General features: G+C 36.8%; 27 protein-coding genes and 4 pseudogenes. 13 read left to right on the top strand and 18 right to left on the bottom strand.

Annotation, left to right across the window (positions count from 1 at the left end):
- Positions 1 to 207 (top strand): annotated as a pseudogene (locus tag FJR06_RS20630) (hypothetical protein); the annotation flags it as partial.
- Here FJR06_RS20630 and FJR06_RS24795 read toward each other — a convergent pair.
- Genes FJR06_RS24795 through FJR06_RS20640 form a run of 3 tightly spaced genes read right to left on the bottom strand, consistent with a single transcriptional unit; the run spans position 183 to position 1,625 of the window.
- Entirely contained in the window at positions 183 to 317 is a 135-nt protein-coding gene (locus tag FJR06_RS24795) for a hypothetical protein (protein WP_256369533.1), read from the bottom strand. The pseudogene FJR06_RS20630 and the gene FJR06_RS24795 overlap by 25 nt on opposite strands.
- Positions 299 to 1,006 (bottom strand): molybdopterin-dependent oxidoreductase, encoded by a 708-nt coding sequence (locus tag FJR06_RS20635; RefSeq protein WP_015083681.1) that lies wholly within the window; start codon positions 1,004 to 1,006, stop codon positions 299 to 301. The genes FJR06_RS24795 and FJR06_RS20635 overlap by 19 nt, the downstream gene beginning before the upstream one ends.
- Positions 1,007 to 1,031: 25 nt before the next feature.
- The gene (locus FJR06_RS20640; RefSeq protein ID WP_015083682.1) at positions 1,032 to 1,625 is read right to left on the bottom strand and encodes a cytochrome b/b6 domain-containing protein; all 594 of its coding nucleotides are present in this window, start codon (positions 1,623 to 1,625) and stop codon (positions 1,032 to 1,034) included.
- Positions 1,626 to 1,970: 345 nt separating this feature from the next.
- Between FJR06_RS20640 and nblS the strand changes: the two genes are divergently transcribed.
- Positions 1,971 to 3,941 carry a two-component system sensor histidine kinase NblS gene (gene nblS / locus FJR06_RS20645; RefSeq protein WP_015083683.1) on the top strand — a complete coding sequence of 657 codons (1,971 nt, stop codon included), beginning with the start codon at positions 1,971 to 1,973 and terminating at the stop codon, positions 3,939 to 3,941.
- Positions 3,942 to 3,966: 25 nt separating this feature from the next.
- Here the strand turns inward: nblS and FJR06_RS20650 are convergent, their stop codons facing one another.
- Positions 3,967 to 4,338: a zinc ribbon domain-containing protein gene (locus FJR06_RS20650; RefSeq protein ID WP_168632372.1), complete on the bottom strand. Its 372-nt coding sequence runs from the start codon at positions 4,336 to 4,338 to the stop codon at positions 3,967 to 3,969.
- A 215-nt stretch (positions 4,339 to 4,553) separates the two neighbouring features.
- Here FJR06_RS20650 and FJR06_RS20655 point away from each other — a divergent pair, with 215 nt between their 5' ends.
- Complete coding sequence (locus tag FJR06_RS20655; RefSeq protein WP_015083685.1) at positions 4,554 to 5,066, top strand: hypothetical protein; 513 nt, start codon at positions 4,554 to 4,556, stop codon at positions 5,064 to 5,066.
- 50 nt (positions 5,067 to 5,116) lie between these two features.
- Here the strand turns inward: FJR06_RS20655 and FJR06_RS20660 are convergent, their stop codons facing one another.
- Positions 5,117 to 5,998 carry an alpha/beta fold hydrolase gene (locus tag FJR06_RS20660; protein ID WP_168652178.1) on the bottom strand — a complete coding sequence of 294 codons (882 nt, stop codon included), beginning with the start codon at positions 5,996 to 5,998 and terminating at the stop codon, positions 5,117 to 5,119.
- Positions 5,999 to 6,252: 254 nt separating this feature from the next.
- Between FJR06_RS20660 and FJR06_RS20665 the strand changes: the two genes are divergently transcribed.
- The 6 genes and pseudogenes from FJR06_RS20665 (at position 6,253) to FJR06_RS20690 (ending at position 10,159) form a co-directional block, all read left to right on the top strand.
- On the top strand, positions 6,253 to 6,564 hold the full coding sequence (locus tag FJR06_RS20665) for a carbon dioxide-concentrating mechanism protein CcmK (RefSeq protein WP_015083687.1): 312 nt from the start codon (positions 6,253 to 6,255) through the stop codon (positions 6,562 to 6,564).
- Positions 6,565 to 6,653: 89 nt separating this feature from the next.
- A complete protein-coding gene (locus FJR06_RS20670; RefSeq protein WP_015083688.1) occupies positions 6,654 to 7,001 on the top strand; it encodes a carbon dioxide-concentrating mechanism protein CcmK in 348 nt (115 codons plus the stop codon).
- Between the two features lie 295 nt (positions 7,002 to 7,296).
- Positions 7,297 to 8,430, top strand: a complete 1,134-nt coding sequence (locus FJR06_RS20675; protein WP_168652179.1) for a HetZ-related protein 2 — start codon at positions 7,297 to 7,299, stop codon at positions 8,428 to 8,430.
- A gap of 94 nt (positions 8,431 to 8,524) precedes the next feature.
- Positions 8,525 to 8,926: pseudogene (locus FJR06_RS20680) on the top strand (trans-aconitate 2-methyltransferase); the annotation flags it as partial.
- A complete protein-coding gene (locus FJR06_RS20685; protein WP_168652180.1) occupies positions 8,919 to 9,896 on the top strand; it encodes a PrsW family intramembrane metalloprotease in 978 nt (325 codons plus the stop codon). The pseudogene FJR06_RS20680 and the gene FJR06_RS20685, both read left to right, overlap by 8 nt.
- 32 nt (positions 9,897 to 9,928) lie before the next feature.
- Positions 9,929 to 10,159 carry a type II toxin-antitoxin system VapB family antitoxin gene (locus tag FJR06_RS20690; protein ID WP_041458611.1) on the top strand — a complete coding sequence of 77 codons (231 nt, stop codon included), beginning with the start codon at positions 9,929 to 9,931 and terminating at the stop codon, positions 10,157 to 10,159.
- A gap of 259 nt (positions 10,160 to 10,418) precedes the next feature.
- Here the strand turns inward: FJR06_RS20690 and FJR06_RS25005 are convergent.
- From FJR06_RS25005 to FJR06_RS20735, 8 genes and pseudogenes are all read right to left on the bottom strand, one after another.
- A pseudogene (locus FJR06_RS25005) lies at positions 10,419 to 10,883 on the bottom strand (6-pyruvoyl tetrahydropterin synthase family protein); the annotation flags it as partial.
- A gap of 30 nt (positions 10,884 to 10,913) precedes the next feature.
- Positions 10,914 to 11,687: pseudogene (locus tag FJR06_RS25010) on the bottom strand (6-carboxytetrahydropterin synthase); the annotation flags it as partial.
- Positions 11,688 to 12,126: 439 nt separating this feature from the next.
- A complete protein-coding gene (locus tag FJR06_RS20710; RefSeq protein ID WP_015083692.1) occupies positions 12,127 to 13,035 on the bottom strand; it encodes a MoxR family ATPase in 909 nt (302 codons plus the stop codon).
- 210 nt (positions 13,036 to 13,245) lie between these two features.
- Positions 13,246 to 13,836: a hypothetical protein gene (locus tag FJR06_RS20715; RefSeq protein ID WP_015083693.1), complete on the bottom strand. Its 591-nt coding sequence runs from the start codon at positions 13,834 to 13,836 to the stop codon at positions 13,246 to 13,248.
- Complete coding sequence (locus FJR06_RS20720; protein ID WP_168652182.1) at positions 13,833 to 15,251, bottom strand: AAA family ATPase; 1,419 nt, start codon at positions 15,249 to 15,251, stop codon at positions 13,833 to 13,835. The genes FJR06_RS20715 and FJR06_RS20720 overlap by 4 nt, the downstream gene beginning before the upstream one ends.
- Positions 15,252 to 15,404: 153 nt before the next feature.
- Positions 15,405 to 16,403 carry a bifunctional riboflavin kinase/FAD synthetase gene (locus FJR06_RS20725; protein WP_015083695.1) on the bottom strand — a complete coding sequence of 333 codons (999 nt, stop codon included), beginning with the start codon at positions 16,401 to 16,403 and terminating at the stop codon, positions 15,405 to 15,407.
- A 146-nt stretch (positions 16,404 to 16,549) separates the two neighbouring features.
- Entirely contained in the window at positions 16,550 to 17,305 is a 756-nt protein-coding gene (gene rsmG, locus FJR06_RS20730; protein WP_015083696.1) for a 16S rRNA (guanine(527)-N(7))-methyltransferase RsmG, read from the bottom strand.
- Between the two features lie 235 nt (positions 17,306 to 17,540).
- Positions 17,541 to 18,221 (bottom strand): ABC transporter ATP-binding protein, encoded by a 681-nt coding sequence (locus FJR06_RS20735; protein ID WP_015083697.1) that lies wholly within the window; start codon positions 18,219 to 18,221, stop codon positions 17,541 to 17,543.
- Between the two features lie 121 nt (positions 18,222 to 18,342).
- Between FJR06_RS20735 and FJR06_RS20740 the strand changes: the two genes are divergently transcribed.
- The 3 genes from FJR06_RS20740 to FJR06_RS20750 are packed head-to-tail and all read left to right on the top strand — an operon-like array spanning position 18,343 to position 20,204.
- Positions 18,343 to 19,266 (top strand): Sll0314/Alr1548 family TPR repeat-containing protein, encoded by a 924-nt coding sequence (locus FJR06_RS20740; RefSeq protein ID WP_015083698.1) that lies wholly within the window; start codon positions 18,343 to 18,345, stop codon positions 19,264 to 19,266.
- Positions 19,267 to 19,311: 45 nt separating this feature from the next.
- The gene (locus FJR06_RS20745; RefSeq protein WP_015083699.1) at positions 19,312 to 19,764 is read left to right on the top strand and encodes a DUF3531 family protein; all 453 of its coding nucleotides are present in this window, start codon (positions 19,312 to 19,314) and stop codon (positions 19,762 to 19,764) included.
- An 8-nt stretch (positions 19,765 to 19,772) separates the two neighbouring features.
- Complete coding sequence (locus tag FJR06_RS20750) at positions 19,773 to 20,204, top strand: NUDIX hydrolase (protein WP_015083700.1); 432 nt, start codon at positions 19,773 to 19,775, stop codon at positions 20,202 to 20,204.
- Between the two features lie 294 nt (positions 20,205 to 20,498).
- Here FJR06_RS20750 and FJR06_RS20755 read toward each other — a convergent pair whose 3' ends face one another.
- The 3 genes from FJR06_RS20755 to FJR06_RS20765 all read right to left on the bottom strand — a co-directional run bounded on the left by FJR06_RS20755 (position 20,499) and on the right by FJR06_RS20765 (position 22,368).
- The gene (locus tag FJR06_RS20755; protein ID WP_168652183.1) at positions 20,499 to 20,771 is read right to left on the bottom strand and encodes a cupin domain-containing protein; all 273 of its coding nucleotides are present in this window, start codon (positions 20,769 to 20,771) and stop codon (positions 20,499 to 20,501) included.
- 9 nt (positions 20,772 to 20,780) lie between these two features.
- Entirely contained in the window at positions 20,781 to 21,119 is a 339-nt protein-coding gene (locus FJR06_RS20760) for a Mo-dependent nitrogenase C-terminal domain-containing protein (RefSeq protein ID WP_168652184.1), read from the bottom strand.
- Between the two features lie 433 nt (positions 21,120 to 21,552).
- Complete coding sequence (locus tag FJR06_RS20765) at positions 21,553 to 22,368, bottom strand: HAD family hydrolase (protein WP_168652185.1); 816 nt, start codon at positions 22,366 to 22,368, stop codon at positions 21,553 to 21,555.
- Between the two features lie 105 nt (positions 22,369 to 22,473).
- Here FJR06_RS20765 and FJR06_RS20770 point away from each other — a divergent pair, with 105 nt between their 5' ends.
- The gene (locus tag FJR06_RS20770; RefSeq protein ID WP_168652186.1) at positions 22,474 to 23,304 is read left to right on the top strand and encodes a hypothetical protein; all 831 of its coding nucleotides are present in this window, start codon (positions 22,474 to 22,476) and stop codon (positions 23,302 to 23,304) included.
- Positions 23,305 to 23,404: 100 nt separating this feature from the next.
- On the opposite strand, the gene FJR06_RS20775 is transcribed toward FJR06_RS20770, so the two are convergent.
- Complete coding sequence (locus FJR06_RS20775; RefSeq protein WP_015083705.1) at positions 23,405 to 24,121, bottom strand: DevA family ABC transporter ATP-binding protein; 717 nt, start codon at positions 24,119 to 24,121, stop codon at positions 23,405 to 23,407.
- 115 nt (positions 24,122 to 24,236) lie between these two features.
- Positions 24,237 to 25,391, bottom strand: coding sequence for an ABC transporter permease DevC (gene devC / locus FJR06_RS20780; protein ID WP_015083706.1), 1,155 nt, complete (start codon positions 25,389 to 25,391; stop codon positions 24,237 to 24,239).
- Positions 25,392 to 25,436 lie beyond the last annotated feature (45 nt).

Genomic DNA, 25,436 nt, shown 5'->3' on the forward strand with positions numbered 1-25,436 from the left:
AGTTCTCCAAATGCTTCGCCCGTACAGTGGTCGCATTTGGAAGATAAATTATCGGTCATTGCCAAAAATAGTTCTCCAAATGCTTCGCCCGTACAGTGGTCGCATTTGGAAGATAAATTATCGGTCATTGCCAAAAATAGTTCTCCAAATGCTTCGCCCGTACAGTGGTCAGTTGTCAGTTGTCAGTTGTCAGTGGTAATTAGATAATTTTCTTTCTCCTGATTCCTGACTCCTGACTCCTGACTCCTGAACTCCTGACTCCTGACTCCTGACTCCTGACTCCTGACTCCTACTTTATTTACAATCCTGCAAACCATTCATAACCCAAATCCTCCCAATAACCTTGAGCATTTGATAATTTACTGGTGAGGGTAACTCGTGTCACCCATTTACTTTGTTTATAGCCAAGTTTAATGGGTGAAGCTAACCGCAAAGGCGCACCATTTTCCACAGGCAAAGCTGCACCATTTTTTTGATAAGCTAATAGGGTTTGTGGGTGTAAAGCTGAGGCTATATCCCAACTTTCATAATAACCATCTGCTGATTTAAAATAGGCATATTTAACCGAGGATTTAGGTTGAGAAAGGGCGATAATTTCCCGCAAACGAATGCCACCCCATTGCACAATTGCCGCCCAGCCTTCTACACAAACATGACGAATAATCATAGAAGTAAGGGGTAAGGCTTGAATATCTGCCATACTCAAACTCAGCGGATGATTTACTTCACCATCTACAATTAAACGATATTTTGCTAGATCAATAACTGGTGTAGATTTAAAACTATTAATTATTAACTTATTTGGTTCAATTTGATTAGGTAAAAATTCTGGAACTGGCTTTTGAGGCTGAAATATCAATTCTTCAAATTTCTGATTGAGAGGTTCAGAAAGTTTCCCTACTAAATCTGCAAATATAGGTGTACCACAACCACCAAGTAATAAACTCATACTCGATAAACCAGAAAGTTGTAAAAACCTTCTTCGGGTAAATTCATGATTATTCATTTTGATGCCTAAATTCTGCTATTTTTTACAAAAATATAGATTTTGTCAGGGGATTTCCCCCTACCTTCTGCCCTAACTTCCAGTGAAGCCAGACAAATATTACCACTGTTGGTACAGCAGCAAAGTGGACAATTCTTAATGCTTGCCAACTGCCAAAAATATCAACTATCCAATAAAATTGAGCAGGTTTGTACATTCCTATGCCTGTAAATATTGCCAGTAATAAAATAGGAATGATTGCTGTATAAATAATTCGATGCCAAGCATAATTTAAACGTTGGTGATTCTGACTTTTTTGTAATGCCTTGATATCTTTTTCGCTAACAAATCTATTTTTCCAGCGTTGGGTAACGAAAATATAAATTCCATAGCAGAAAAGATTCAGAGAAAATAGCCACATGGCTGCAAAATGCCAATGTCTACCTCCAGCCAACCAACCACCTAAAGTAAACAGGGGGAAAATATATAATCCACCACGTCCGCCAAAAACAGGATTAGCATTATAAATTTGCAATCCACTGGTGATCATAATAAATAAGCTGATGAAATTACAATAGTGGAAAATTTTTGCCCCTATTGCTTGGGTGGGTGATTTACGTGGTGTTTCCGGAGAATTCATAGATAGAATAGGAAAAATTTAATTACGTTATCAGTATTTTGGGGATAATTGACTGAGTGAGAATGTTTGTTAACCCTAGAAAGTTGAAATATTCTCAATTTTGGATTCTAGATGATTACGTATTTTACATTGTAATAGTCCCATCACATTACCTTTCTTGCAACTAAGTTTTTACGATTACTCCAAAAACATAGTTAAATTAGAAAAGAAGAGGTAAAAGATCAACTATATTCTTTCCTCTGTCCCCTGTCCCTCCTGCCAATTCCTAGCACGTTTGGAAAATTAACTGGCAATTTTTAGTTTTTGGGATAGAAAACAACGAACTACTAACAACCGTATTTTAAGATGCTGGCTCTTTTTACAAATTTCCGAGATGAATTCGCCTCTGGTGCATCAAAAGCACTCGCCAATTGGTGGTCAGAGTTTACCCTTCAGACCAAACTCCTAGCCGTCGCCACCCTCATGGTTTCCTTGGTCATGAGTGGTTTGACCTTCTGGGCTGTAAACACAATTCAGCAAGATGCACGTCTCAATGATACCCGCTTTGGTCGTGATTTAGGATTACTCCTGGCCGCAAATGTAGCCCCCCTAATTGCTGATCACAATTTAACTGAAGTTGCCCAATTTTCTCAACGTTTTTTCAGTGCCACTTCTAGCGTGCGTTATATGTTATACGCTGATGAAACTGGGCAAATGTTTTTTGGTCTTCCTTTTTGGGAACCAGAGGTAGAAAACTCCCTCACTATTAAGCGCCATATCCAACTACCAGAAGATTATTCTGACAATCAAGATCAACCAATGGTTAGGCAGCATAACACCCCCGATGGTGCAGTTACAGATGTATTTGTGCCTTTAATAGTAGATAAAAAATACTTAGGTGTATTAGCAGTTGGTATTAACCCTAACCAAATCGCAGTCATATCCACTAATTTCACCCGTGATGTTACCATTGCCGTTTTTATCACAATTTGGGTCATGGTGATTTTAGCAGGAGTAATTAATGCTTTAACTATTACTAAACCTATTAAAGAATTGCTAGTAGGTGTTAAACAAATTGCGGCTGGAAATTTTAAACAGCGCATAGATATCCCTCTCGGTGGTGAACTAGGAGAAGTAATTTTCAGCTTCAATGAAATGGCAGAACGGCTAGAACGTTATGAAGAACAAAATATTGAAGAATTAACTGCCGAAAAAGCTAAATTAGAAACCTTAGTCTCCACCATTGCTGATGGTGCAGTTTTGATTGATAATAATATGCAAGTAATATTAGTTAATCCCACTGCTAAACGGATTTTTAATTGGGAAAGTGTGGATGTTGTTGGTAGTAATATACTCCATCACTTACCCCATACTGTCCAAATGGAAATATCCCGGACTTTATATGAAATGGCAGCAGGTGAATGTGAAAGTGCTGAATTTCGTATCCTCCTCAAACAACCTACTCAACGCACAATTCGCATTGTTTTAACCACAGTTCTTAACCTCCAACGGGAAAGTATTAAAGGTATAGCTATCACTGTCCAAGACATTAGCCGGGAGGTGGAACTAAATGAAGCTAAAAGCCAGTTTATCAGCAATATTTCCCATGAATTAAGGACTCCTTTATTTAACATCAAAACCTATATTGAAACTTTACATGATTATGGCGAAGATTTAGGTATTGATGAACGCAAGGAATTTTTGCAAACAGTTAATAATGAAACTGATAGACTCACCCGCTTGGTTAATGATGTTTTAGATTTATCAAAACTTGAATCTGGTCGGAATTACACTTTTGATAAGGTAGATTTACCACAAGCAATAGAACAGACATTACGGACTTATCAGCTTAATGCTAAAGATAAAGGTATTGAACTGTGCCAGGAACTGACTCATGATTTACCTTTTGTTCTAGGAAATTATGACTTGTTACTGCAAGTTTTTGGGAATTTAATTGGTAATTCTCTTAAATTCAGTCTAGCTGGTGGTAAGGTAGTTATCCGTGCTTATCAACTAGATGCTAATTCTCATTCTCAGCATCATTCTGGTAAAGTGAGAATTGAAATTAGTGATACAGGAATTGGTATCGCACCAGAAGATCAACAGGCAATTTTTGACCGATTCTTTCGTGTAGAAAATAGAGTTCATACTCTAGAAGGAACAGGTTTAGGTTTATCAATTGTCAGAAACATTATGGACAGACATCATAGTCAAGTTAATTTGGTAAGTGAAGTTGGTATTGGTACTACTTTTTGGTTTGATTTAGAAATATTTGCGGAAGAGATTTCATCAACTGGGGAAATTATGCCAGAAAACTTAGAAGTAAAGACAGTTTAAGGGCAGTTTTCGTGATTCTGTTATATCAAGAGTTGAACAAGGTTATTAATAAACAAACTAATAACAAAGTTAGTATTAATAACAAAGTTTGATGGCGTTTTATCCAATTATTAACCCTTGTACTCAAGTTATAATTAGAATTTTGCTTTTGCGATTCTAATTCACTTTCTTCTATATTTTGATAGAGAGTACAATCTTGAGCATAGGGATATTGAGGAAAGTTACAGGTATGATCAAAGTGATAGCTACAACTGTCGCATAGATGATCATTTCCTTGAGCGCGGTGCAAAGGAATACCAGGATGTCCATAAGCTTTCAGCAATAGCCGACACTGAGGACAAGTAATTGCTTGACTATCAATAATTTGATGACAACGAGGACAAGATATAGTAGCCAAAACAGAAAAAGGATAGGTAATTAAACATCTTGATTTTATCTATTATCTGCACTAATATCAATAATTCATCCGTATTTATCTGCGTTTATCTGCGTTTATCTGCGGTCAATAATTCTTGAAATCTGATTTTGCAAAGAAATTGGGAATATAAGATTTTATTGTCACTTCCAGACGTATACTTAAATAATGACGGCGTAATTGGAGTTGATAAAGTAATGCCTAAAAAAAATCTCTCTAACTTAATACAAGAAGAAACCACAAAATTTATACCCTTACAAAATGAACCTGTAATTGAAGTTTCGGCTGAAGCAGTATTGGAAACCCAAGTACAAACGGATAATAATCAGTTAGAACTAGAAGCCAGTATTAAAGAATTACAGCAAACAGTTTCTACATTAAAACAAAAAGAATCTACTTTAATCAAGCAAATTAGTGATTTACAAACAGCTTTTTCAGAAAAAGAAGCATTGGTAGAACGTTTGACAAATGAACTTTACGAAACAAAACAAACCGCTTTACAACTAGCAGATTCCAACTCTCAGTTACTAGAAGAAATCAAGGGTTTAAAACAACCTAGTCAACAACCTCATTCACAACTTAGTCAACAAGCTAGTCAAATTTCCAAATCCATTCAATACAAAAAATCTCATAGGTCAATAGAACGACTTCAAGAAAAACCCAATCAAGACAGTGAGGATTTTTCCAAAAATACTTGGTTGTATGATTGAAGTTAAGAATTTAGATCCCCGACTTCTTGAAGAAGTCGGGGATCTTGTTGCTAAAACTCTAATATATGTTCAGCGACAATTTGTGATTGTTCCAAGTGAGGAATATGACCACAATCTTTAATCCAAATTAGCTGACTTTGGGGAATTGCTTTGGCAAATTTCGGAGCGTCCCCAGTTCCTAAAATTTTATCACTATCACCCCATAAAATTAAAGTTGGTTGTGCAATTTTGGCAAGTTGGGGAAATTTAAAAGCACCATAACCGCCACTTTTGGTAAAGGCAATTAAGGCTTGAGTCCAATTAGGCATTTGTAAGTGTAATTCTCCACAGCACAAAGCATCCTCGGAGATCAGATTTGGGTTTTTATATGCAGTTCGACAAATGCTCTTCCGCACTTTGGGATTTCGCAAAAATTCCGTCGCCCAATAATCCAAAGGTGGAAATATATATTTACTTAATGGGGAATTACCTTTCAAACCCGCACTATCTATTAATACCAATTGTTTTACCGCCTCTGGGTAAGTGAGGGTAAAATCTATAGCCGCAGCCCCACCCATTGACGCACCCACCAAAATCACAGGTTGGTTAATCAGGGTTTGCCAAAATGAGTAGAGATGGTTTTTAATCGTGACCGAACTGTAAGCAATCCCCGGTAATCTATCTGTAAAGCCAAATCCCAATAAATCTACAGCCCAAACTGCATTTTTTTCAGCTAGTAAAGGCAAAAGTCGGCGGTATTCCAGCACCGAACTATCAAAACCATGAATTAATAAAATCGGTGTACCACCATGACCTTGTTGGACATAAGTGGTATTAATGGGTTCATTGGCGGCATGAGTAATAATCGCCTGACTTTGGATATTTTGAGCCAAAGCGATGGATGTTGGTTCTGTGAGTTGCCCAACTGCGGCAGGAAGAAAACTTGGAAACATAAACTCCAGTTTACATCAGTGCGGATCACCTTAGGGACTCCCAAATAAAAAAATGTCCCAAAACTGACGCAAAAATTCTCTCTCTGTGTTCTCTGTGCCTCTGTGGTTCGTTTATTGAGATAATTTATTTCTTGCAAGTCCCTTAGCTAATACCCAGTCACCAATTAAAAAAGAAAATTTCCGCAAAAATTAAAATAGGGACACAATCCACGTAAAATAGGAATCAATTATCCCGATAGTAGGAGATTTAAGCCATGCCAATGGCAGTTGGCGCAATTGAAACATTAGGTTTTCCTGCGGTTTTAGCATCAGCAGACGCAATGGTCAAAGCTGCTAGTGTCACGATTGTTTATTACGGTATCGCGGAAAGTGGTCGCATGATAGTTGCTGTCAGAGGCCACGTTGCGGAAGTGCAAACAGCCGTAGCCGCTGGAATTGTTGCTGGTGAAGAAGTTTATGGCGGTGAGGTTATTACCCACTACATTATTCCCAACCCCCCGGAAAATGTGGAAACAGTCTTACCTATCCACTTCACCTCCAAATCTGAACCTTTCCGTATTTTCTAAGTAAGTTCGCTATGAAAAATTGAAGCATTTCTTCATAAAAATTAACTTGTAGCAACCGATAACTTTATATTCAAAACAGGAGATTAAAAATGTCATCACAGGCAGTTGGATCATTAGAAACTAAGGGTTTTCCCGCCGTTCTCGCAGCAGCAGACGCAATGGTAAAAGCCGGTCGAGTTACCCTCGTTGGTTATATCAGAGTTGGGAGCGCTCGCTTTACCGTCAATATTCGTGGTGATGTTTCCGAAGTTAAAGCCGCTATGGCAGCCGGTGTGGATGCTGTAGAAAAAGTTCATGGTGGTACTCTCGAATCCTGGGTAATTATTGCCCGTCCCCATGAAAACGTAGAAGCTGTATTGCCAATTGCTTATACAGCAGACGTTCAACAGTATCGAGAATCTGTGGAAAATCCCATTATCGGTGCTGCTAGGATCTAATTTCATCTATTAGGTGGGCAATGGGTAATAGGTAATAAACCCCTATTCCCTCTTTCCCTAAATAGCAACTTGCATCAATAGTCCACAATATTATTATGTTCGTAATCCCATAACGGCTGAATCTTTACATCAAATTTATTAATTCATCCGTCTTAATCTGCGGTTAATTATTCTTGAAATATTATTCAATGTAGGTTCATCTTAATTTGATATTACGGTCTATGGAACGAATCAATTAGGAGTTATTACCTGCTACTAAATCGCTAAATCTAATTTCAAGGAGCGCAATGTTGCTATGACACAAGATGGGGTAAATTTAGCTCAATATTGGCAACAGCGACTAATTACAGAATGTCCAGAACAAAGTCAGGCTACTAGACAAAGTATTCTTAATTGGCTTTTGGGAGTGGATTTAGCACGGTTTGATCTACTTAACCCCAAAGAACTAGAAATTGCTAAACAAGCAATGGAATATCGGTGGCGAATTCTGCACAAACGCTATTTAGGTATGAGCAGAGAAAAGGCTTATCGTCAACTCATTAGCCGCTTGAGTAGTGTAGTGGCGGTAAGAAACAAAATTCAGATGTGGATATCTCTCAGCCGCGATCGCCAACGAAGCGTTATTGATGTGCTGCAAGAGGTCCTCCAAGAACTGATGCAAAGTGACTCATATATCCAACAACAAATGACTCACATTACCGCAATCACAACGGACAAAAGATTGCGGGATACGTTACTATTTGCCAGCATAGAAGAATATTGTTTGCGTCCAGTTCGGAATCAACCGATATTAATGTACCGCTTTGTTAACTACCTGCGAAAAATCCAGAGAGGAGGCTTAACACAAGTACCTACTAGCGAATTAGTGAAACTTGTTTCTGAGGAAATTCTCACAGAAAATAACGACAATCCGATTAGCTTAGTTGATAATCAAGCGATCGCTCAATATCAAGAAACCCAACACTTAGAAGAACAACAAGCTAACCGTCAACTTGTACAGCAAGAATTTGAACAATACTTATTAGAAAATATTGGACAACAAGCAGTAGATTGGTTGCGCTTATATCTGCAAGGCAAATCCCAAGAAGAAATTGCCAAACAACTCAACAAACCCATTAAAGAAGTATATCGGCTGCGAGAAAAACTCAGTTATCATGCCGTGCGAGTCTTTGCCATTAAAGGCCAACCAGAACTAATTGATCACTGGTTGTCCATTTCCCTAGAAGAACATAATTTAGGGCTAACAGAAACCCAATGGCAACAACTTTCAGAAAAAATCACTCCCATAGGACAACAAATCCTCAACCTCCGCAAAGCAGGTAACTCCATAGAAGTCATAGCCCAAGAACTACAACTGAAAACCCATCAAGTTCTAGGTGAATGGACAAAAGTTTATCTTACAGCCCAAACCCTGAGAATTCAAAATTAGCATAAATTGAGAAAATGCCAGATTCACTAAATATAGCCTCAAATCTGGTAAATATGTCATAAGTTAAAAAGAGTGTCAAAGACAAAAATGAATTGCACAGATTTCTCACCAAGCGCAAGATATATTAGACTTAGGATGTGCAGTGGTATTAAGTACCTTCGCCTTACAGGCAGTATATCCCCAAGCCAAAATTACTGGTTTAGACTTATCTCCTTACCTTCTAGCTGTAGCTAACTATCGGACTAAACAACGTCGTCTTGCCCAAATCAACTGGGTACATGATCAAGCTGAATCTACGGACATGAATCCCAAATCGGAAAATTACAAAAAAATGCCAACTTATATTTTGACGTTGCTTAAAAGTACCGAACCTTATTTAGATGAATATTTTAGTTTGGACATTGAACAAGCCCTAATTGGGGCAGGTTTACAAGCTCCTACTATTACTAGCAATAGTCCTCGTTACCGTACTATCATTGCTCAGGTGAGTGGCTAATTTATATTTAGTGCTGTGGGCAGTTATCCCCCCCCTGTTGTTTTTGTGGTTTTACTACCGCAGAACTCCTGCTGCCCCACCGTGGTTAAATTTATTGATTTTGTTCATTATTGGCGCTATCTCTGGTTTTGCTGCTCTGGGCTTGGAATGGGCTATGGAAAATGTAGCTAACCGGGTTTTAGACTGGCAACAGATCCAGCGTCATTTTTCTGGTGTCGTTTTTCGGCAAATATTAGCGATCGCTCCCATTGAAGAAGGTTGTAAATTAGTAGCAGTTATTCTGCCCATTTGCTATTTACAACGTCAGTATCATCTCCGAGCTACTACAGTTTTTTTATTTACCATAGCCGTGGCTTTAGGTTTCACTGCGGAAGAAACCTGGATTTATTTATCTCACGGCACATCTTCAATTCTAGACCGCATTATTGGTACTCCAGTTCATGCGATGTTTTCTGCTCCTTGGGGGTACGCTTTAGGGATATATATTTCTGCTAGTAGAAGGTTAAATCGAGATCGGGATTTAATTTTTATCGCTTGGTTAAATTCTGTTTGCTTTCATGCTTTAGTCAATATTTTATCTATTTCTGTGAGGTTTTCGCAGCCCACAAATTTACTCATTTATGGGTTATTTCCTTTACTATTATGGATGTTTTGGCGGTGGGAACAACTACTGCGAAAACTCCAGAGAAAACATCCTTTAGTGTTAATTTCTGGACATACATCCTCCGCTCGCACTTGGCAAAGGGGTTTAGTATTGTTAATCCTATCACTAGGCGGAAATTCTCTATTTGGATTATTGATTCTAGCCCGAAAAATTAGTCCTTTGCGGTGGGAACTTTGGTTTGATCCGAAAATTTTCTGGTTTATAGTCCAAGAACTATTATTCAATTTTGGTTTAGGACTTTTAGCTTGGTTAATTTATCGCTATTTACGCAGTTTAGCCAGTCGTCGGCATTTGTTTAACCGATAATTAGCATTATGAAAATAACGGAGAACAAAACAATGACTATTATCACAATAGATGATGAATTAATTAATGAAATTATCGCAGTCAGTCACTATGAAAATGCACAGGAAGCAGTCATTAAAATATTATCCAATTACTTGCAGCAACAAAAAAAAGAACTGCCTTTATTTGAGCGATTACGTTTTATAGATGATGAATCTGCCGAAGATGATATTGCCTCATTGTTTGAACGTGATAAAGACACAGGCAGGAATTTTGAACTATGACTTATCTAATTGATACTTGTGTAATGTCTGAGTTTGTTAAAAAAGCTCCCAACCCCCAAGTTAGTCAATGGTTTAATCAGCAACCAATGGAACAGATATTTTTAAGTAGTTAAGATCACCTGAAAACGCTAAACGTTTATTTCGGGCTTTAGAATGGACCCAAACAGAAATGGAAACTCCTCAAACATTGGCTGAATTAAAAGAGGAGTTAGGAATATAGATCCCCGACTTCTTTGAGAAGTCGGGGATCTGGATGTGTTTAAACTATTGCCAATACTGGTTGACTTACCGCTGCATTAACAGATATGGATTCAGAATCAGCCGCATAGATTTCGCAAGCGTTATTAGGACTTTCAACCAGTTTAACTTTGTAAAGAGTTGCACCCAATTCTTGAATAGGCGATCGCAAAGTATTACTAATATAAAGAGCAATATTTTCCGCAGTCGGCACAACTTGATTAAAGAAAGCAACATCCTTATTTAAGAAAGTATGATCAAATGGCTCAATCACGTAATCTGTAATTATCTGATTTAAAGCCCCCAAATCAATAACCATACCCGTAGAGGAATCAATTTCCCCAATTATCGTTACTTCCAATTGATAATTATGTCCATGTCCATTTACACGAGCGCATTTACCATAAATTTCCGTGTTTTTTGCCAAACTCAAATCAGGGTGTGCCAATCTATGAGCAGAGCTAAAATGAGTGCTAATACTCAGATAGCCTGACCTATCTTTACCCGGATAATCTGCCCAAAGTTGATGACTTTCAAACAGTTTAATGTTGGCTAGTTTCACTCCCAATTCATCAATGGGTGATTCTAAAAGACCATGAATGTAACGGGAAATATTCTCTGTAGTTGGTACAATATCGGCAAAATAAGGAATATCTTCATTCACACAAGAGTGATCAAATATTCTCACCACATAATCTTCCACCACTCGATTTAAAGCAGCTACATCCACAATCATGCCAGTACGGGAGTCTATTTCCCCTTCCACAGTCACCTCTAGATGATAATTATGACCGTGAGTCTGAGTACATCTACCATATTTATCAACACTGAGGTTAGGAGCTAGACGGTGAGCAGCGCTAAAATGAGTCCTGATAGTCAAACTAGCTTTTTCTCCCTCTCCCTGATAATCAGCCCAAAGTTGAGGATGTTCAAATAACTGGACGCGCACCAAAGGTAAATGGGGTGCTAAACGTTCCCAAATCACTCGCGCCATATTTTCCGTAGTGGGGAGAGTTTGTTGAAATTCTGTCCACACATCATTCAGATAGGAAAAATCTAGTTGACTGGTAACTTCCTCTTTGATGACGTGCTTGACATCAGACAGGTTCAGTACCATACCATACTCATCTAATTCCCCAATCATGGAAATGAACAAGACATAGTTGTGTCCGTGTCCGGGAAATTTTGAGTAAGCACCAAATTTTTCTAAATTCTCAATTTGACTCAGTTCTGGGAACCAATACCGACCAACTGCTGAAAACTGATCGCGGCGATTAACAATACATTGCATGATTATACGAGGAGGAGAACTTAATATTTCTTAAACTTTCACTATTTACAGCATAAACCAATTTGTTACTTAGAGGATGTTTTAAAAGTTTTTAATGTGGAAACAGACCCCTCTCCAAACCTCTCCCCTACCAGGGGAGAGGCTTTAAAAACCCCATTCCCTTGTAGGGAAGGGGGGAAGGGGGGTTAGGTTTTTGGAGATTATGGGTTTCATATAATACTTTTCAAACAACCTCTTAGGGTTTGCTGAAAAAGTGGCAAAAGGCAAAATCAGGACTTCTTAGTTCTTCTATCAAGATGCAATTATAAGTTTTTGTTGTTTTTATCAGACAAGGTATAAGTTTTAATAATCAGAAAAAAGATGTTCTTTTCCAAAATTGACATAAAAAACCCGAAAAAATCCGCTTTTTGGGAGGCTCTACCTCCCATGATATTTTATATTAAGGGATAGGCACAGATCGCAATAACCGTTCAACTATAGTTTTGGCATTTCTTCCCCCTCTAGGAATCAGACGATGACAAAGAACGTGCGGTGCGAGAAACTTGACATCATCAGGAAGAGCATATTCTCTACCTAAAATAAAAGCCAGTGCTTGGGAAGCTTTTTGTAACGCCACAGTACCACGAGGACTCACACCAAGAGTGATTTCTTCATCCTGTCTAGTAGTTCGCACCAATTCCAAAATGTATTGTTGCAAAGATGCTTCTACCTTGACTTGGGAACAAGCTTGGCGTAATGCTTGGACTTCTTCTAAAGTAATACAAGGCTGTAAATCAGCAACTTTTAAACCTGCTTGCAGATTTTGCAGCATTTGCATTTCTTCTGATTCCGAAGGATAGCCCAAACTCAAAGACAGCATAAACCGGTCCATTTGGGCTTCTGGGAGGGGAAACGTCCCTTGATACTCAATGGGGTTTTGGGTAGCAATCACAAAGAATGGCTGAGGAACTAGACGAGAAACACCATCAACTGTTACCTGATGTTCTTCCATCACTTCCAGCAAAGCCGACTGGGTACGGGGTGTAGCCCGGTTAATTTCGTCCGCTAGGAGGACGTTAGCAAATACAGGACCTTGTAGAAATGTAAATTCCCCAGTTTTAGGATTCCAAATATTTGTGCCGGTGATATCTGTGGGGAGTAAGTCAGGGGTACATTGTAACCGTTGAAATTTACCATCTACAGAACGAGCTAGAGATTTGGCTAAGAGGGTTTTACCGACACCGGGGACATCTTCTAATAAAGCATGACCACCACCAAGTAAAGCTACTATGACTAAGCGGATGGCTTCATGTTTACCAACAATGGTACGAGCCAAATTTTGTGTTAAAGCGTCAATTTTTTCTCTCATGCAGTACCTGGGGGGAAATGGAGAAGGCTTACTTCTGAGTTTTGACTAAAAACTTGTTTAATAGTTTAGCCTTTTCTACAGTATTCCCACGTAACAAGCTTAATCCAGCATAAGAATTAAAGATTTCTGGAGTTGCTAAACCACCGACGCAAGGAGAGGAAAGTCAAAAAACAAATTTTTTGGAACTGGTTTTACTTTTAAATATATTATTTATTTACAAATTTTATTGTTTATTTCAAAAAGTTCAAAACCATACTCTTCTAAAAAATCTTTCGCAAATGCTATCCAGCTTGAATTAAATCTTGGGTAAAATTCAGGAGTACAAACATAAGCTTCTAAATTTAAACCTGCATAGTTTCTAACTAATTTATTATCAAATAAATCAATAGTATTAGTGAGTTGGTTAATAGCTTTGTCGCGGTTTTTATCTACTTTTCTTAAACTTGTTGCATCCAATTTGAACTCTACAAAACAAAAATCATTTTCATCAAAAAATACAAAATCGCAATGAGAATCACCAAATCCTAAAAGTCCTTTTTTTCCGTCAATAGGAATAAAACCAACTATTTTAGCATTAATTACATTAAATAATTTAGTGATATCAAAACCATTTTTAACAGTATCAACACCATTTAGTTTAATAGTAAATGTGTTGTCATCTGAATTTATATTGATAATAATAAAGGACTGTCCTTGATAGTCTATCATTGAAAATTCCGATCTCATTTCAATTTCCAGAACATCGGAAAAGTTATCAAAAGCAGTTGATAGAAGTTCTTTAATATCCTCAAATTTGCTCATTTTCTTTTGAAAGTTTTAGCGTGAATACTGTACAAAGCTTGAAAATCACCACCCAAAATTTCGGAAACCGTATCTAAATAATTTTGTTGAATAGTACCTTTTTCTTGATTAAAAATAGGTTCGCAATACTTAGTATCCTCACTAACAGATTGATTTCCTAAAGAATAAGCAGAAAAATCTTTAGCACTTAACCAGGAATCTTGGGGAATTATTTGTGCTACTTCTGATTGTGTTGACGGATTTTTTTCAACTACTCTATTCGCAAAGAGTAAATTATTAAAAACTGTGAGAACATAGGGACTATGGGTGGTGATAATTAGTTGGTTATCATCATTTTGATTTACCATTAAAGCCAATAACTCAATTAGCTGCTTTTGAGCAACAGGGAATAAATGAGCTTCTGGTTCTTCCAAGATTCTTAATACTTTTGTATTATCAAGAATATTCAGAAAAATATCTTGTAAAATTCTTATAGATTCTTGCTGTCCTGACGAAGTATTAGACAAGTAAATATATTCTTCTGTTTCTTTATTAAATAGAATTTTCTCTCCTAAATCATCAATACGGTATTCTCCCTTTAATATTTTATCTATCTTATTTTTGACTTGATATAATTTTTCTTTTATGTTGTTTTCTGAATAACTTTCGATTAGTCCTTCAAAATTTCTAAACTTTCTAAAAATGTCTTTTACCCTTACAAATTTTTCTATAAATTTTTCCAATAATATTTCATCTAAAGTTTTTGAGCTACGTTCATAATTGTCAATTGAAATATTTTGTTTTAAATTAATTTCAATACTTTGTGAGAAATATTTTTCAAATAAACTAGGATAGGCTACGGTTGCACTTCTACCAGCAACAATAAACAATAAATCTCTTTGTTTATTTTGAAATAAGTCATTGAGCAGGTCATAAAGTTGTTGAGCATATTTTATTTTTTCTTCTTCCTTAATTAATGGTTGAATATTTCTATTTTTGTTGATATTTAAATATTCTTGTCTAAGTCTAAATTTAATATCACTTGCAAGAATTGTAAATTTTTCATTTATAAAAGTATCTATAGGAGATATCTTCATTTTTTTATTTTCATCATTGCTTAGTTTCAAGAATTTATTTTCATTAAAACTGTAATAAAATGTTATTTCAAAATCAGGTAAATTATTTGTAGGTCCAAAAAAATTATAAAATTTTTGCTGAATGGGGGATAAAATATCAGAATTGATATCCAGAGATTGATTTTGTTTGTCTCGGTAAATTTGACTAAATAAATCCTCTTGTATGGTCTTGAAAAAATAAATTAATTTAGCAATAGTGCTTTTACCACTAGCTTGTTCACCAATCAAAACTAATATTTTCTTAACTTCAATTTCTGCATATTTAATTGGACCGAAGTTTTCGATGATAATTTTTTGCATAGGTAAATGTGACTTTTTTATGCTTACATAACAAATGTACCATAATAGAAATACTTTTTGGGAAGTTACACCTCCCATGATATTTCATATTACAGAAGTAGTTACCTAAAAATCGCTGTAATGTTTAGATTAACATTGAAAATCCCCCCATCATTAAGAATTAAAAATTTCTTGAGCTATTTTACAATCTAGTTGAATTTGGTTTTTCAGCGCTTCTAAGGAGGTAAATTTCTGTTCGGGACGCAAAAATTTTATTAGTTGTACCAGCAAATTTTTACCATACAAATCACCAGACCAATTTAAACAATGTACTTCTACGCTAGTATCTATACCATGAACTGTGGGACGATTGCCAATATTCATGACTCCAAAATGTTGAGTGGGAGAGTTGTCTGGAGTTTCGTTATCAATAATAACCTCCACAGCATAAACACCATGACGAGGTAAAAATTTATCTTTTGGTAGTTGAATATTGGCGGTAGGAAAGCCGATAGTTCTCCCTAATTTTTGACCTGTTACTACTATACCTGTAAGGCTGTAAGGTCTTCCCAAAAGACGATTTGCTTTTTGAATATCACCGACTTCCAAACTTTCCCGGATTAATGAGGTACTAATGCGAGTATCATCTGCTGCGGAAAAGTTTTCTATATCAGTTTTTATAGGAACTATGGTCACGGGTATATTATATTTTGCTGCGAGTATTTGCAAATCTTGAGCAGTACCCATGCGCTTTTTGCCAAAACAAAAGTCTTGTCCAACGCTAATCTGTTGACATTGCAGTTGTTGAACCAGGATTTTATCGACAAATTCTTCAGGGGAAAGGGCAGATAGTTCTCTATCAAAAGGTAATAATACTAATTGTTCCACCCCAAGCGATCGCAATTGTGCAACTTTTTCATCCAGTGGTGTTAACAAATCACGGGGAAGTCCTGTAAAAAACTCCTGGGGATGGGGATCAAATGTGACAACGGTTGAGTACGGGCGGACTGAATTCTCCTCACTCCGTGCTGACTGCAATACTGGCTGAATCACTCTTTGATGACCAAGATGAACACCATCAAATTTGCCAAGAGCAACAGCAGTTGGTGTCAGCAGTTCTTCTGTTGCAGAAGCAACCCATACAGAACACCCATTTTGAGACAAATTTAACACTTGGATTTTGGGATTTTAGGTTTGTTTTCGCTATCAGCGGTTAGCTACTGTTGAACCTTTGGTTCAGCCATTTATAACGATGTTGACGCTCTCGCGCTGTTAGATATCTAATCACCAATCTAATCTAAAATCGAGAAATCAGTTGATTAAATTGGTTTTTGACTGGGTATACCAACCGCACGGGGAAAACTAATTGGTGTGTTTGCTACTTTTCGTAAATAAAGACAATGACGAATACTATTACTCAAGGGAGTAGAAAATTCTTCAATTAGTTCAATTACCCCACCTAATTGGGTAACAGCCATTTCTAAACTTTCATTTTCGGCTTGAGTCCAAGTACCGCGATAAATTACCGCTAAACCGCCTTTTTTTACTAAAGGTAAAGAATATTCAGCACAAGCAGAAACATTACCCACAGCCCTAATTACAGCTAGATCATACTGTTGTCTGTGTTGAATTTGCTGACCAACTTCTTCGGCTCTCCCCAGTAAAGTTTTGGCATTATTCAGAGCAAGTGCTGATAAAATTGTCTCAATAAAACTAATTTTCTTCCCTGTAGAATCTAAAAGCGTAACTTGAGAATTAGGAAAAACTAGAGAAATTGGGATACCAGGAAAACCTGCACCCGTACCAATATCAATTATCCGCTTACCCTTTTCAATACCGGGAATAAATAATTGTTTAGGTGCAATTCCTCGCAAAGAATCCCAAAGATGTTTTTCCCAAAATTCTTCAGGTTCAGTAATGCGAGTTAAGTTAAGTTGACGATTTCCTGCCAAGATTAATTGATAAAGTTGTTGAAATTGGTTTTCTTCCCAGTTTGTTGGTTGCCAATTCAGAGTTTTTTGCCATATTTCCCCCATTTCTGGCAAAATAGTTATAGGTAAAGATTCTAAATTCATTGGTTAAAATTAATTTTTTTAAGTTATTTTGGCGTTACTGATTCAGGGTATGAATTTTAGTCTCACCCCAAGGCGCAATCACGCAAAGGAAAGAGTTTTAAAGGTTCAATTTGGGAATTTCATACCTAATTTTATGTGAAGCTACATAACATCATCAAATCCATGAATTCATCCCTCCTTATCTGTGTTCATCTGCGTTCATCTGCGTTCAATTACTCTGAAGATTAATTTAGAATTAAGCAGATTTTACCTCTTCTCCCTGACTTCTGACTCCTGACTCCTGACTCCTGACTCCTGATGTTAAGACCCCATGATCTAAAGTCCAACAATAATCAGCTATTGGTAACATATCACCAGCGTCGTGTGTTACAACTAACAATGTCCAATCTTTTTTGAGTTCGGCTAATAAATTCACCAATTGGCGACGCATTGACCAATCTAAACCCGCTGTAGGTTCATCTAATAATAATAAATTTGGTTGACGAATTAACTGCACCGCTAAAGCTAACCGTCGCTGTTGTCCACCACTTAAAGCATGAGGTGACGCAGATAAAGATAAATGATCTAATCCAACCTCTGTTAATGCTTGTTTAACCCTGTCCGCTCCCAGTTCAGGATGTCCTAAGCGCAATTCTTCTAAAATTGTCCCCCCGCAAAAATGTCTTTCTGGAAATTGAAATACTAAACCGGCTAATTGTTGTAGTTGTTCGGCTATGAGTCCCTGTTCTCTCCAGAAAACTCCACCAGCAGTGGGATCAGCCAATCCAGATAAAATTTCTAATAAGGTGCTTTTACCCGAACCGCTAGGACCAATAATTAAACCCAGTTTCTGGGGTGGTAATTCTAAATTTATAGCTTGAAGAATTGCTTTTGGGCAGGCTGTGGGGTGATAAGTTAGATTTCTGAGATAGAGCATTTGTGAAGATTACCAAGTTATGAGAAATTTTTGATGGAAATAGACGTAATTTATATTCACTATTTTTGCATTTTAGGTAATAGACACAACAATTTCAACTGTAATTATTCTGAGGGTTATCATGTTTAAACAGGTTTTAATGCCTCAATTTAGGATATTCTGGCGATTTGCTCCATTTTTCAAGGTGACTGTAACTACTTCCATCCTTTTAAATATTTTAGTAAATCCATCCTTTGCGGGTGATCCATTTCGCTCTCGTGAACCTCATAAAATTGGCGATCGCACGGAAGCTGTTTTTAATGCTATTTTTCAGCAAGGAAATTACCCAGCAGCCAAAGATGCTTTACAAAAAGCCGTCTCTAGCGAACCCAATGAACCTTTAATTTACGCCCTTCAGGCTTCTTTAGCATATCAAAATCAAGATCAAACTAATTTAGCAAAATACAGCCGAAAAACCCTGGAAACTGGACAAAATCTCATCGCTAGTGACCCATTACGTGGTAATTTATACACTGCGGTTGGTCATTTTTTAGAGGGGGCGGTAATTTTAAAGCGGGAAGGAACTGTAAATGGTGCGCCCCTCGCTTTTAGTCGGTTGCGGAAAGTCTATACATATCTTGACAGAGCCGAAGAGATTTCTGCTAATGATCCAGAGTTAAACTTAATTCGCGGCTATATGGATTTAATGTTAGCTGTGAATTTACCTTTTACTAGTCCAGATGATGCAATTAACCGATTGGAAAAAAATGCAGCACCTGGTTATTTAGTAGATAGAGGTATTGCTTTAGCATATCGAGATTTAAAACAACATTCCCAGGCTTTAGATTATGTCAACCGCGCCTTAAAAACAACTGCTGACAACCCAGAAATTTACTATCTCAAAGCCCAAATTCTCCATGAAAAAGGAAAAAAAGAAAAAAGTCAGGATTTAATCAAGGAAGCAATAATTCATTTTGATAAAGCATTAGCCAAAAAGTCTCAACTTCCTGCTAACTTAGTTAAACAAATTGAATATGAACGCAATCAGGCTGTCAGTGGTCAGTAGTCAGTGGTCAGTTGTTACAAAATTCTAGTTTTACCCATTACAAAAATGGAAATTCAATTCCGCGAGTTTAATCCTTTTGATGCTTGGATTTGGTTGAAGTTTAGCAATGTTCCCTCCCAACGGGAAAAACAATATGTAGAAGAAGTCTTTAATTCCTGGTTTTATCTAGGTAAATTGGGAGGATTTAATGCGGAAAATCTGCAAATCCAAGATACAGGACTTGATATCAGCCACATGGACTATGATGCAAGAGGCTATGATAAAAGCTTAATGGCTTTGATGCACAACATGGGTGAATTTGAATATGAAGGAGAATGGGGACGTTGTTGGTTTGATTTAGGTACAAGTGATGCGATCGCCTTAGACATTCTTATCAACGCCCTCACCCAACTAACTGAAGAATACGTCACAATTGAAGAACTATACATTGGTGGTGAAAATCCAGATTGGCCTACAGAAGATAGCGAAAGTCGTCCCTCTTCAATTTACGATAATTAATTGTCATCATGAATAAAGAAGGTCAAATCCGGGTAATTGTTTTAGCCCTAATTCGAGATGGTAATCGAATATTTGTTTCTGAAGGATTCGATCCTAAAAAACAATCAATATTCTACCGGGCTTTAGGTGGTGGCGTAGAATTTGGCGAAACTAGCCGCATAGCCTTAGCTAGAGAATTTCAAGAAGAAATTCAAGCCGAATTAACAAATATTCGCTATCTAAGTTGTATTGAGAACTTATTTACTTTTGACGGTAGACAAGGACATGAAATCATTCAACTTTATGAATGCGACTTTGCTGATTCCCAGTTTTATCAAATTGAAAGTTTAACTTTTGCGGAAACACCAGAACGTCAACATCGCGCATTGTGGATAGATATTTCTCGATTCAAATCTGGTGAATTAAGATTAGTTCCCGAAGTCTTTTTTGATTATTTGTAAATCTAGATCCCCGACTTATTTGTTATATCTTGTTAATAAATAATCAATTGAGTTGAGAAGTCGGGGATCTGATTGCTTCTTTGTTATATCTTGTATTATTGTTTATCGCTACCCTAGCGAAAATGGTTATAGCGACATTCAAAAACTAAGTCGAGGAGAAAAAATGTCAATTCAAGCATTCCCCGAAATTAATTTAGTTGTAGATGATATTTTGGGATCAATAGTTTCATAGCCAACCTCTAAATAACATCCAATTCACATCTTCAGATATTGGTTATTGAGATTGCAAAAATATTAATCAAAGCAATAATGTTTTTTTACGTCGCTGGTAATTTCCCATTTACAAGACATCCCAGCGGGAAAAGTTACTAAGTCTCCCTTACCCATTTGTACCGCTTGTCCTCCATCAGGAGTGACAACAACATTACCTTCTAAAAAGTAGCAAGTTTCTTGATCATCGTAAGTCCAGGAAAATTGGGATATTTCCTTTTCCCAAATTGGCCAGTTGAATACATCTAACTCATTGAGATGTGCAAGATTTGGTTGATGTACGACTTTAATTTCCATGAGTTTTATTTAACAATAAGATTGGATGTCTTCTCCACACTTATCTACTAAATAACATAATGCGCGAAAACGCAAGCCGACAAACTGATCATACAGTGGGTTTAGTTTGCACATAGGTGGAATATGAGCAATTGTTCGTCCAAAAACCACGATATCACGCTCGAAGGGACATTGGGCAGGAATTACTTTAGCAATTAATCTAGCAACTCGACGATTATCAATTTCAATGTCGTCGAACCATTGACGGATTTTTTGCAATAAATCAAACTTATTTTTAACTGAATGGTTTTCTTCGATAGGGTTGACAAAACTGGAGAGAATCATCGGTTCACTATTTGTTTTTAGCATTATTGTAAATCCTATGTAGATGAGATTGATAGAAACTGGAGAATGTGGCAATTTGGACTGAACTTGAAGAACGGTAAAGTAGTTGAACTAATTTTTATTAAAACTGGCTTTGTGTTGAATAACTGTTCAGTTGAATACAAAATAACAAAGAAAATATAAAAATGGTATAGTTTTAGCTTATGGATTCCTGATATTGAATATAGTAATTTTATATATGAAATTACTATGGGAATTGCCAAAAACACTGATGTATATAGCTTTCTCCTCCAGCTAGACTGCATAACCATTAGGAAACGATGACATTAATTTTAGGTGATAGAAGATCAATAAAAAAGCTATGCAAGTCACTTTATCGCAGGGAATAGGGAACAGGTAATTTTCTTCTGACTCGGTGACTCCTAACTGGGCCTAGTCCCTGCGTCCCTACCTCCTGCTAACGCTGGCAATTTTGCAAAATATAACTACACAACTCGCAAAAACCATCTCCTTCGGCTGCTGTAGTTATATATGTAGGTTGATGCTGTAACTGATTTGTATACTCCTGGATATTTGCCACACCTACGGACATAGGAAAATAACGCTGGTTAAATAAACTTTCATCATTGGGACTGTCACCAACAGTGATAACCTGTTCTGGCAAGTATGTGGGAAAATATTGATCTAAGACTTTTAATAAACCAGCAGCTTTATTTTGTCCTTGGGGTTTAATATGGCACTGAATATTGCTGTAAGTAAATCCCCAACCCATCTGGTTACAAAGATCACTTATATTTTTTAGTTGATCAGCCGTTAGTGAGGTAAGATCAAATGTCCAGTCTGTGACTCGAAATAAATTATCAGCAGATGCTCGGATTTGCGGAAAATAAGTTTGTAAGTTCACAAAGGTTCTAGCTAAATCTTGACGATGGTTAGCCAAATCAGGAATATGCGTGAGTGTAACTGGATCAGAATTACCTGATGGATAAAATAAACCACCATTTTCGGCAATTGCACCGACAATGGGCATTAAACTACTAATAGCACTTACCCACCCTGCCGAACGTCCAGTCACAATCAAGACCGGAATTTTGGCTGCTGATAGACTCTCTAAAGTATTTAGCAGTTGAGATGTAAATCTGCCATCTTTAGTTAGTGTCCCATCCATATCTGTTGCTAACAGGCAAATATGAGATGAATGCGTAGATGTTATATTAGACAATGGCTGTATATTGATAAAATGCTGATCCAAGTGACTAATAGGTTTGTACATATGACATGATCAAGACAATCTAAAAAATACTTATACCACAGCCAACTACTAAATAAGATTTGGGTATTATAAACATCAGGAGTTAAAAGGTTCAAATTGTGAATTATGGTTAGTACAATTTTTCTGGCTCAATCGTCTAGATTGAAAACAACAAAAACGAATACAGAAGTTTCTAGCAATGAATTACCAGCTATACCATTGCTATTGTGTGCTAGTGGAGGACTGGTTTTAGCTCTGGTTGCTGTAATTATTTATGGCAAAATTTTAGTGCAAAAGGGGGAGAAAAAACTAACTTTTGAAAAATTCCGCACACGAGAATTAGAGAGAAAGCTGAAGTTAGCTTTAGAAACTATTCGCAAAATGGAAACTAATCCAGATTTACTTCACTCACGGGACTTTAACTTAGATTATCTGCGAATGCGGATGTCAGAGGAGGTATTCTATTTTGCCCTAGTTAATCAAATTAAAATTAAGGTTAAAGATAAGATATCTCAAGTCCTACGTCCTGCTCAAGCTAACCAAGGATCTATAGGAGTTGCTAGTAATACTGGTAAGGAAATAGATGAAACTTTCGATATTGAGTATGAAACTGGTGTAGCACCCAACATTGTGAAACGGGTGCTGTTTAGAGCGCAAATTCGATTAATGAAGTTGCCAACTCAAGCTACTTCTTCTACAATTAGTGAAATTATGAATTGTATAGAAACATACCTTAGACCCAAGGAAGATGATGATACCTGGCAACCGACTATTCAAGGTAGGATTGTTTATATGCACTGGGATCAAAAGGCTAAACCTACCGCGTTGCTGGTACTAGAACAATCAAATGAAGGCGTGAATGTGACATTTAGAACTAGCCGTCAAACCCCTCTGACAAAAAACAAAAAAAACAATAGGACAGCAAATTCACATCATGCAGACACTATTCAGAAATAATCACAACTTGAAATTACGAATAAATACCGAAAAATTCAAACCGGAAAAAAATTTTGGTTTGGAATACATCACTTGTATTGAAGAAGACGGATCATCAAAATTAGGAGTTGTGATTAGAAGCAACATTTTGAGCGTCACGGGTTAGAAGACCATCTTCCATTTCGACAATGCGATCAGCGATATCTAAAATCCGGTTATCATGGGTGACTAATAAGATAGCAGTTCCCTGTTCTTTAGCCAAACGCTGCATGATTTCGACTACATCACGTCCTGATTGTTTATCTAATGCGGCTGTTGGTTCATCTGCTAATACTAAAGGAGGATGATTAACTAAAGCGCGAGCGATCGCTATTCTTTGTTTTTGTCCACCAGATAAATTATCTGGATAGTAGTTAACCCGTTCTTGTAAACCTACAGATGCCAGCATATCTTCTGATTGGGAAATAGCTGTTGATTGGGAAATATTATTATTTAATTCCACAGCCATTTGCACATTTTGCCGAGCAGTTAAAAAACCCAATAAATTATGAGCTTGGAAAATATAACCAATCTTCCGTCTCATGTGTACCAGTTTGTTTTGACTAGCACCACACAATTCATCACCTAAGAATTTTAAACTTCCCTCTTGTACCGATCTTAACCCACCAATCAAACTTAATAAAGTCGTTTTCCCTGAACCAGATGGTCCAGTCATAATCACGATTTCTCCAGCATATATTTCCAAACTAATATCAAATAGGATCTGTTTTTTCAGCGATCCTTTACCGTAGTAGTGATTGATATTTTTAATAGATATTACAGGTTCTTTGTTGATCATAATAAAAGGATTCAGGAGTTCAGGAGTCAGGAGTCAGGAGTCAGGATAAAGAAGGAAGAAGAAAGAAGGAAGAAGGAAGAATAAATATTGTTTTTTCCAATGACCAAGAACTAAGCTAAAAAATATCGGCTGGATCAGCAGAACTTAATTTCCGAATAGCAATCATTCCCGAAATAAAGCACATTAAAATAGTTAACATGATTACCATAATGGCGCGATTATAACTCATAAATATAGGCAAAAGTGTAGCATCTCTAGCAACATTGTAAAGAACAAGAGCGCAGCCAAATCCAGGTAAATAACCAACAACAGCTAATAAAAAAGCCTCTTGAAGAATTACAGTTAGTAAATAATTTTGAGTGTAACCTATAGCTTTGAGCGTAGCATATTCAGATAAATGGTCATTGACTTCTGTATACAAAATTTGATAAACAATTACAGTTCCTACAATAAAACCCATAATTGTTCCCAAGGTAAAAATAAAGCCAATAGCTGTACTACTTGCCCAATAATTTCTTTCAAATTCAATAAATTCTTCCTTAGTTAAAACATTGATATCTGTAGGTAGATAACTTCGCAATTCTTGAGCTACTAGGATGGGATCTGCACCAGGCTTTAACTTAATAATGCCAATATCAATTAATCCCCTTTGACGGTTATTAAAAATCCGTAAAAAGTTAACATCACTGGTAATTAAATTTCCATCTGCACCAAAAGATGCCCCTAATGTAAATAATCCACCGACCTGAACTTTTCTTCTGCGTACTTCGGCTGTTACAACTTTTCCGGCATTAAAACTATCAGCAATCGGACCATATTCTACTCTGGAAGAACGGTCATATAAAACAACATCAGGAAGTTTGAGTTTATTTAAATTTTCGTCTACTCCAGGTAAATCAAAAAGATTAACTTCTGGATTTATGCCGAAAATTAAGATACTGCGAGGGCGACCTGTAACAGGATTTCTCCAGCTTGTATAGTCTAAATATATAGGATGTACTGACTGAACTGTAGGCAAGTCTAATGCCTTATATAAACGGCGTTGGGAAAAGGTTTTCATTGCTAAAACAGCATTAGATTGACTGTTAATTAAAACCACTTCTCCGGCTAAACTGCTGTGCATTCTCACGTTACTGTAATAGAGTGCATCCCGAAAACCTAGCTGCATGAACATTAAAATATCAGCAAAGGCAATACCTGACAAAGCCACTGCTAGGCGAGTTTTTTCTCTTGTCAGTTGCAGCCAAGATAAAGGTATTTTTACTGCCATTTTTTATTTTTTTTGATCTCGATACTAATTAAGTAGTTGAACATG

It is taken from the genome of Dolichospermum sp. UHCC 0352 (genome assembly GCF_009711925.1).
Taxonomy (GTDB): Bacteria; Cyanobacteriota; Cyanobacteriia; order Cyanobacteriales; family Nostocaceae; genus Dolichospermum; species Dolichospermum lemmermannii.